We start from the raw sequence: 9,214 nt of genomic DNA on the forward strand, positions 1-9,214 counted from the left end.
ATTGTTATTTTTTCCTGTTTTTTATTAATAAAATATTAAAAAATAAATAAGCAGGTACTGGGAATGTACCTGCTTATTTTTAAATTAGAAAATTTTTTCATCAATTTGAGAGAAAATTGATGAGCATTAAAAGTTCAGTAATTGAATTATATCTTAAACGTCCTATTTTGTCGAACTTTTAACTGGTTAAGTTATGTTCGTTATTTGATTATTTTTTATATTTTTCTTAACTTTTGTCTATTTTTCTTTAGTCTTTTATTATAGTACCTTGATATATTCTTTCACTTCTAACACCGGGTTTTATCTCTCCATTTATTGAGTAGATTGTATCTCCTATTTTTACAAGACCCTCTCCACATGGAGCCATAAATGGCACTTGACCTATTGATTTCCAAGTGTTATTAGCTGCATCATACACTAACATCTCTTTATTCCAATTGAAATCTTGTGGATCCATAGTGAAATAGTTATGCTTATACTTATCTAACTCCTTACCTTTTAAAGATCCTAATTTAAGATTTGCATCATCCCAAATATCTTTATTAAATCCACCGATTACTAACATCTCACTATTATTTAATTTTACAGAGTTAGCACCTAAAAGAGATATTCCTTTATTTTTTAACTCTACATCTTTTACTTTTACCCATGTATCTTTAGCAAAACTATATGCATAACCATCTGTAAACGCTACACCTGTTCCTCCACCAAATACATATAAAAGATCCTCTGAACCATTATTTAAAATTTGACCAACTGGTTGACTTCTTTCTGTTCCCGGGAACATTTTTAAACCTGTTGTTTTTCCAGTTGCTAAATTATATTTATAAAAATTCTTACTATCTTTCCCATCCTGTTTTCCAGTTACAATATATATTTCATCCCCACGTAGTACTGCAACACCACTATGATAATTAAATGGTAAAGCTCCTACTGTTTTAACTACAACATCTGTTTTATCAGCATTTAAAGTTATTAATAAAATCTCATTTGATACTCCTGTTTGATATGTTCCACCAACATAATAGATACCTTTATCTGTAGATATTGCAGTTCCATATCCAAGCTCTTTTGGCAGTTGAGTATGTCTAACTACCTCTAAACCATTTTTCACTTTTTTCATTAAATACAGATCTGAATAAACTACCTTTGGTCCACCTTCAAGAACTGATTTGTGTGGAAAGTTTGCTCCACCAGCTACAACTACATAGTCACCTATGTTTCCAGCTAAAGGTCCAGCTACCCCTTTTTGTACCTCATAACCTTTTGGAACTGGTAGATCTTTAATATATCTCCAAGCTACATCTGTGTTTCCACTAGTTTTTGTTGTAGTTCCAGAGCATCCCGTTAATATTAAAGTTGCCAATGATAAACCTAATATGATTTTTTTCATAATACCCCTCCTTGTTATTAGTTTCAATTATTTTATATACTTTATCACTTTTATTTTGTCAAATTTTTTTAAAAGTGATTTTTATATTTATCTTGGTTTTTTTATATTTTTATACTATAATTTAAGATAGTATTTAAAAATTTTAATAAGATTTTAGGAGAGTTTAATGAACTATTTTTTACATAAAGATTTTATAATTTCTGAAAAGAACAAAATTAGAATAAAAAAATATTTTGAAGGTATAAAAACTATTGAAACTGTTGTTTTTTTAAAAAACAAAGAGTACAAAGCCATTGTTGATATTGAAAGCTTTCTTCATTTAACAAACTTTGATTGTTTCAACTGTTTAACTAACTGTTGCGTACAATTCCCATATGAATTTAATAAAAAATCTAGAAAAGTTATTATTGATAATTTAAAAGAGTATGAAAGTTTAACTAAGGCTGTTTCCATATTAAAAGCTGAGGGATTAATGGAAAGTGAGATAGTTTCATCAATAAAAAAGGATAAAATGCTTATTCCAGAGGAGCACGTAAATACAACTTTTGATAGATGTACTTGTTCATGTGTTCATATTGATAGACATCTTTGTGCTATTCATAAAATATGTATTGATCAAAACTTCTCTTTAGAAGAGATTATTGATACCAAACCTCTTTGGTGTTCTATATATCCTTTAGAGATTATCCAAGATGATGATACTCTTTATATTTTTGTTCCAACTAAAAAGAACAACTATTTAGCAATGAATGACTCTGATTTTCCATGTATGGATATTGATAAATCTACCTCTCCATATTTTAGAAGAGAGAATCCTATTGGATTTAAATTTGAAGATTATAAACCCTTTATAATATCATATTACTCTATTTTAAAATATATATTTGGTGATGTTTTTATTGAAGCTCTTATGAACAATCTCAATTTGAAAGACTCTAAATCAGATGAATTTCAATATATACAAAAAATATAAAAGGCTAATCTTTATGATTAACCTTTTATACATTTTCAAGAAATGGTTTTAATTTTAGTTTATCATATTTAGTAATTGGAAAATTAAATTCAACTAATCTATCTTCAATGTTATAACCTGAAAAATCTATATCCTCAAAGGTTATAATAACTTTTGGATTATTTTTCTTTAAATATTCCTCTAAATCAAAAAGCAAAACCAACTTATACTTTTGCAAATCTTTTTTAAGACCAATATCTTCACAGAGATCTTTTATCATATCCTTATGTAAAAAATGGTAAACTATTGTTATATCTTCAGTTTGTCCAATCTTTTTTTGAGTATCTAAATAGATATTACTTAAAAAAGTCATAGTTAAATTAGCTAAATCAAAACTATCTAACTCTTGAAAATAATTTTTTAGTAATTCTGTTATTTTTTTATATGGAAGAATATAAGCTTTTCCAATAGCATTATTAAATATATAAAACTCGTTTATATTAAACTCTCTTTTATAATCTCTCACTATTGTGATTAGCATAATCCTTAATAAAAGTTCTTTTGTAATTTTAATATCGGTCTTCATATTTTCACTAATATACTTAATTAACTTCTTTGCTTCATTAGTTTTTTGAGGATATATTTTTTGTAAATTCCCTCTATATTTTTTTTTAGAAATCTCTATTATTAAATTTATTTCAAAATTCGTATAAATATCTAGTTTTTTTAAAAAAATTATAAAATCTTTATGGATTTCACTTTCTATTGACTTTATATCTGTACTAGAATCTTGATACTTTTTTCGAAGTATAGCTATATACGATTTTATTTCTAAATCTAAATAAACAAAAGTACTATCTTTAATATTTGTAAAAACAAAGATCTCTTTTAGAACTTTATGAATTTCATACTCCTCTTTTAAGTTTTTAAACTTATTAAAAATTTTATCAAATATTTTTGGTAAATATTTTTTCTCTATAAATATTTTTATTAAATATAGATTAAAAAATCCTCTTTTATCACTTTCTTTTCCCTCTAAAATAATCCCATATCTAGTAAGATTTTTTATCTCTAAATGAAATTTTTCCAAAATCTCCTTTAAATTATTTAAATCATTTGTTAAAGTTCTTCTTGTTACACCAACCTCTTCGCAAATTTGACTTAAATTTATTATATCTGTTTCTAAAAATTTTAAAATTACATACATCTGTCTTTCTTCAGGAGTAAGACTCTGATCTTTTCTTAGCTTTTCTATTATTTTAGGTACCTTATTAATTTTATTATGAATGTTTTCTACGGTTTCCTCTTCAAATAAGTATTCTAAATCTTTTATATACCTTTTTGCTTTAAATTCAGAAATATTTAAAATCTGTGCTATTTCACTAATCGAATAGATATTTCTTCTTAAACAATACATAATTTTAAAGTGTATTGATGTTACATTCATAACTTCACCTCTTCATTTATACCTAAGTAATTAAACTAAACTATTTAATCCTCTTTCTATTGCTTTTTTATCTATTTTTTCTAAAACTCTCAAATAATTAAAAGATGAAATTCTTTCAACATTTGAATCTTGATTTGTCTCATCACTTAATATCAAATCATAACTATTAATACATTTTGAATAATTAAATTTCAAATGAAATAATGGCATAATATCTATATTTATATGCGGTATTTGCTTTTGTAAATTCTCTTTTAAATATAGATCATGTGGTAGTATTATCTCATTAAAAAGAAGTAAGATATTACTTATTTCTTTTCTATTTTTTTCTATTATTATTTTTTTTAATACACTTAAAATAATAATTTTATCATAAAAATATATCTTAAGTCCTGTTTTTATTAGAGTTTCATCAAGTATCTTTAATAATCTTTTATCATCATTATTAAGTTTAGAAGAGTACACCTTTAAAATATTATTTTCATATTTAAACAGAGACATATAAAGCTTTTTCAATAGCAATTCTTTAAATCCTTTTTCAATATTTTCAATATTTAATTGTTTTTTTAATTCACTCATTAATAGCTTCGCTCTTTCTATTATTCCCTGTTCAAAAAAGTTTTCTTTATTTTTTAAATTTAATAAAAATGAGAAAATTTGTTTCCTATAGTTTGATGAGTAATTTTTTAACTCTTCTTCAACTATTTTTTTTATCTCAATATATTGTTCCAAATTATTATATTCATCAGCAAATTTAAACCCTTCAAAAGTATCCACACAAATTTTTAAAGCTAAAGAGAACGCTATAATAAATTTAGTTGATGCTACATCTGAAAATGTAAATATTTTATAAAGCTTTTCTGAAAGTTCATTAACTTGAGAATCTTTAAAAAGATTGTAATAAATTGTTAATGGAGATATTGTAAAATCACATTTTACAAATATTTTTATAAGTTTTTTACAAAATAAATTTTTCTCTTCATGAGATAGACTTATCAATCTTAATCCTTTTGCATTTTCATATCTATAAATACTTCCATTCTCTCCTAACATATTTTTTACTACTAAAAAATATCTATTTATAGAACTTCTTGATATTTGAAACTCATTTTTTTCTGCTTCTAAATTTATAAAACCTTTAAATATAAATTTTATATATAGATAATCTATAATATCCTCTGAACTCATAAACTCTTTACTATTTAAAATATACCTCCACTGGTCATTTTCTAGTTCTAATTGATACTTTCCTGTTTTTAGCTCTATCAAATTTAAATCTAAATCCTTTAAAGTACCATTTAATTGAGATATATTTTTAACCAAAGTTTTACTATCCACATCTAAATATAACGCTAAATCATTTTGAGAAAAACGTCCATGATATAGCAAATTCAATATTCCTACATTTGTAGAATTCAAATAAATCACCTCCCGAAGGTAAATTTTAACACATTTATCATTAAAAAAATATATGAAAAATTTAAATATTTATAATACAAAAACTTCTATATAGCCCATTTTTTCAAGATATTTTGCAAAAAAAAAGGTCTATTTATTAGACCTTTAAAAATTTTATTTTATTTTTTTTAATATATTCTCAGTTATTGGATTAAAAATGGTATTTATCTCATCTTTATTCTTATCATACCCCTCTACAGATAGATTACAAATACTTGAAATCATTGGTAGTTCTCCTAGTAGATCTAACCCATTTTCACTTAAAAACTCTCCTGTAGACTCTCCATTAAATAGTTTTATCTTAGTTTCGCAACCTGGACAAACTACATAACTCATATTTTGAACTACTCCAATTACATCTACATTCATCTGTTTTGCCATTTTTACAGCTTTTGCAACTATCATAGATATCATATCCTGTGGCACTGAAACCATCACTATTCCATTTAAAGGTATTGATTGCATCACTGTAAGAGCTACATCTCCTGTTCCTGGTGGCATATCTATAATTAAATAATCAAGCTCACCCCAGATAACATTTTCCCAAAACTGTTTAACAGCTCTTCCAATAATTGGACCTCTCCATAGTACTGGATCATTTTCATTTTCTACTAAGAAGTTTAAAGAGATTACTTTTATTCCATCCTTTGTTACTACTGGATAGATATCATCTCCTTTACCACCTGCTCTTTCACCACTTAATCCAAGTAGTCTTGGTATACTTGGTCCTGTTATATCTGCATCCATTATACCAACTTTATATCCTTGTGCTGCTAATTGCTTCACTAATAAAGTTGAAACTGTTGATTTTCCAACTCCACCCTTTCCACTCATAACACCAATTACTTTTTTTATTTTATTTGCAGGATTATTAACTATTCCGCAACTTGTAGATTCTTTTGAGCACGACCCTTTTGATGGGCATGAATTACAACTTGACATATTTATGTCCTCCTTTTCAGTACAGAAATTAAGAAAAATTATATTTTCTCATATATGCACATTTTAGTATAGTTTAATTCATTTGTCAATTTCATTTTATAAATTAAAATAGTTAAATAGATTTTGTTCGATTTCATACTTTAATTTTAACTCATACTCTACTAAAGGCTCTCCTTTTTTCCCTAACTTTTCTTGAGCACTTAAAACACTTTCAACCTCTCCTAAATAGAAGAAGTTCTCTCCTGATTTTTTCTTTAAAAATGCCTCGATTATATAGTAGTTATTTGCTATTTTTCCCTCTCCTGTTAAAACTCCATTTCTACTTATACATCTATTGCTTTTAGAAAACCACGTAAATCGTTGCTCATCATAAAATACATTATCATACGCTACAAATGGCAAAGAATCATCTAAAGTTATAAATATTATTACCTTTTTTTGCTCTTCAAATATTGTATACCCACTTACTTGATAACCATTGTTAAAATCCAAATTTAAATTCCAAAACGCCTGTTGTTTTGTATACTCCTTATATCTTAATATAGTTTCTTTCTCCTTTTGTTTATAATTTTTTAAGACATAGTTTAAATTATACTCAATTAAATCATCTATTAACATTTTAAAATAACTATTTTTTTCATAGCTCTCTTTAAATCTCTTTTTTAAGCTATACTTTTCTCCTAATTCAGCTAAAGGCTCAAACTCCTTTATTGTAGATAAGCTTGTAAAAATATTTTTAGATAGATGTTTCATAGCATTTTCAATATTTTCTCTCTGCTCTACTAAAAGGTAATCTTTTTCTAAAATTCTCTCTATATCCTCTGTGGTGATATCCTTATTTAATAGTAACTCTTTTAGAATAACCATTTCATGAACTCTCTTACTTGGAGTAAAAATACTTGATAAAAATATCAGATAATTTTTTTCAAGTTTTGACAGTGTTCCTAAAGAAAGTTTAGGTCTTAAGACTTTTAAAATCTCATCATAATCTTTTCTAAACTTTAGTATAACACTAGGTTCTATCATATCTCTTTTAAAGAAATCGTTAAGTAGTGGTATTCTTCCTAACTGCTTTTCTAAAAGATTAAAGTCATGCTCTATATTCTTTTTAGTTGAAAAGTTTGTCTTATTTATATTTTCAAAAATTCTTTCTTTTACAATATTTTCAAAAGTTATACTACTTTCCCCTGGAATCATATTTGTTCCATTTATTAAAAACTGTTTCATAAAATCTCTATCAAAACTGTTATTTTGAGATATAGCAGTAGGTATTAAAAAGTTTTTCTCATAGTTTCCTATAAAGTCTAATATTACTACATACTCTTTATTATCACTTCTTCTAAGACCTCTTCCTAACTGCTGAATATACACTATTGAAGACTCTGTTGGCCTTAAAAAAATAACTTGATTTACACATGGAATATCAACACCCTCATTAAATATATCCACTGTTACTATGTACTCAATCTCACCATTTTCTAAGCTCTCTATAGTTGCTTCTCTTTCTAAATCAATACTTTTCCCACTTAGCGCCTTACTTCTTATACCTCTTTCACTTAGCTTTTCTGCTAAAGCTATAGCTTCCTCTACTTTTGAGGCAAAAATAAGTCCATGTAGTTTATCTCCACTATAACCATAGTACCTACTTTTATCTATTATGTGATTAACTCTTTCATCTAATACTAGGCTTTTTATTGATGTTTTCTCATCAATCTCTTTTCCATCTATAGATATATCTGAAACTCCAAAATAGTGAAATGGACATAGAAGTTTTTCTTTTAAAGCATCATGAAGTCTAATCTCATAAGCTATATTATGATCAAATAATCCATATATATCAAAATCATCACTTCTCTCTGGAGTTGCAGTCATTCCTAATAAAAATTTAGGTTTAAAATAATTTAATATCTTTTGGTAACTCTTTGCACCACTATGATGTACTTCATCTACTACTATATAATCAAACTCCTCTTTTGAAAATAGTTCTAAATGCTTATCTTTACTTAAAGTTTGAACCATTGCAAAAACTACATCCTTATCTATTAAGATATCTTCACCATATATGCACATCTTTTTATCCTTTATTATAAGTTCAAAACTTTTTTTAGATTTCTCAAGTATTGTTTTTCTATGGGCTAAAAATAGAACTTTTTTAGGATTTGCTGCTTTTACATCAAAAGCGCTTAAGTATGTTTTCCCCGTTCCTGTAGCACTTATTAATAAACCTTTATCTTTGCTCTCTCTTAAGCTCTTAAAAGCTTTTAAAGCCTCTACTTGCATTAAGTTAGGCTCAATTTCTATATTTTTTATAGCTCTTTCTTTTTGAAGGTTTAATAGCTTTTTATTAAGATTATATATCTCTTCATACTCTTTAACTATATCTAAAGTTAACTTAGAAAGTTTATTAAAAGTTTTATTAAACTCATCTAGTGCCTCACTAGCAATTTTTCCCTTTTCTAAAGAGCTTATTTTTAAATTCCATTCAAAATTTACAGTTAGTGCTGTTTGAGTTAAATTACTACTTCCTACTATTAGTGTCCATATATCATTTTTTCTAAAAAAATAACCTTTAGCATGAAATTTTTCATTACTTAAAAGTTTTACTTCTATATTATTATATGAAAGTAGTTTTTTTAAAGCTTTTGGTTGAGTAAAATTTAGGTAATCTCCTGTTAAAATCTTTCCTTTTACTCCTCTATCTTCTAAAACTTTTAACTGCTCTAGTATTAAGGAGATTCCTCCCTCTGTTATAAAAGCTACTGAAATTATAAATTCATCACAATTTTCAAGCTCTTTTCTTATATCTGTAACTATTTTTCTCTCTCTATTTGATAAAAGTTTATGTTGGTATTCACTTTTTGACTCTATTCCAAAGTTAATTGAGCTCGTTTTTAAACTTTCTACTAAGTATTTTTCCATATCTCACCTTTTATTACATTTAATTTGTATAGTATATTATAACATAATTTTTATATATAAAAACGACTAAACTTCAAAAGTTTAGTCGCTCATTAATTTATAT

The 9,214-nt window shown here is 25.8% G+C and carries 6 protein-coding genes; 1 reads left to right on the forward strand and 5 read right to left on the reverse strand.

Features of this window, described 5'->3' with window-relative positions:
* Nucleotides 1-247: 247 nt before the first annotated feature.
* Entirely contained in the window at nucleotides 248-1,393 is a 1,146-nt protein-coding gene (locus Q0V08_RS08555; protein ID WP_297433918.1) for a cyclically-permuted mutarotase family protein, read from the reverse strand.
* Between the two features lie 166 nt (nucleotides 1,394-1,559).
* Here Q0V08_RS08555 and Q0V08_RS08560 point away from each other — a divergent pair, with 166 nt between their 5' ends.
* Nucleotides 1,560-2,366 carry a hypothetical protein gene (locus Q0V08_RS08560; RefSeq protein ID WP_297433920.1) on the forward strand — a complete coding sequence of 269 codons (807 nt, stop codon included), beginning with the start codon at nucleotides 1,560-1,562 and terminating at the stop codon, nucleotides 2,364-2,366.
* A gap of 25 nt (nucleotides 2,367-2,391) precedes the next feature.
* Here Q0V08_RS08560 and Q0V08_RS08565 read toward each other — a convergent pair whose 3' ends face one another.
* The 4 genes from Q0V08_RS08565 to Q0V08_RS08580 form a co-directional block, all read right to left on the reverse strand.
* The gene (locus Q0V08_RS08565; RefSeq protein WP_297433922.1) at nucleotides 2,392-3,792 is read right to left on the reverse strand and encodes a helix-turn-helix domain-containing protein; all 1,401 of its coding nucleotides are present in this window, start codon (nucleotides 3,790-3,792) and stop codon (nucleotides 2,392-2,394) included.
* A 30-nt stretch (nucleotides 3,793-3,822) separates the two neighbouring features.
* Nucleotides 3,823-5,211, reverse strand: a complete 1,389-nt coding sequence (locus tag Q0V08_RS08570; RefSeq protein ID WP_297433924.1) for a hypothetical protein — start codon at nucleotides 5,209-5,211, stop codon at nucleotides 3,823-3,825.
* A 153-nt stretch (nucleotides 5,212-5,364) separates the two neighbouring features.
* Complete coding sequence (locus Q0V08_RS08575) at nucleotides 5,365-6,192, reverse strand: Mrp/NBP35 family ATP-binding protein (protein ID WP_297433925.1); 828 nt, start codon at nucleotides 6,190-6,192, stop codon at nucleotides 5,365-5,367.
* Between the two features lie 96 nt (nucleotides 6,193-6,288).
* Nucleotides 6,289-9,111, reverse strand: a complete 2,823-nt coding sequence (locus tag Q0V08_RS08580) for a DUF3427 domain-containing protein (RefSeq protein WP_297433927.1) — start codon at nucleotides 9,109-9,111, stop codon at nucleotides 6,289-6,291.
* Between the last annotated feature and the right edge of the window lie 103 nt (nucleotides 9,112-9,214).

This window comes from uncultured Cetobacterium sp., from assembly GCF_947038635.1.
GTDB lineage: Bacteria > Fusobacteriota > Fusobacteriia > Fusobacteriales > Fusobacteriaceae > Cetobacterium_A.

Excerpts from the sequence above, each read along its gene's own strand:
- Q0V08_RS08555 (WP_297433918.1), bottom strand. The coding sequence starts at position 1,393 with ATGAAAAAAATCATATTAGGTTTATCATTGGCAACTTTAATATTAACG.
- Q0V08_RS08560 (WP_297433920.1), top strand. The coding sequence starts at position 1,560 with ATGAACTATTTTTTACATAAAGATTTTATAATTTCTGAAAAGAACAAA.
- Q0V08_RS08565 (WP_297433922.1), bottom strand. The coding sequence starts at position 3,792 with ATGAATGTAACATCAATACACTTTAAAATTATGTATTGTTTAAGAAGA.
- Q0V08_RS08575 (WP_297433925.1), bottom strand. The coding sequence starts at position 6,192 with ATGTCAAGTTGTAATTCATGCCCATCAAAAGGGTCGTGCTCAAAAGAA.
- Q0V08_RS08580 (WP_297433927.1), bottom strand. The coding sequence starts at position 9,111 with ATGGAAAAATACTTAGTAGAAAGTTTAAAAACGAGCTCAATTAACTTT.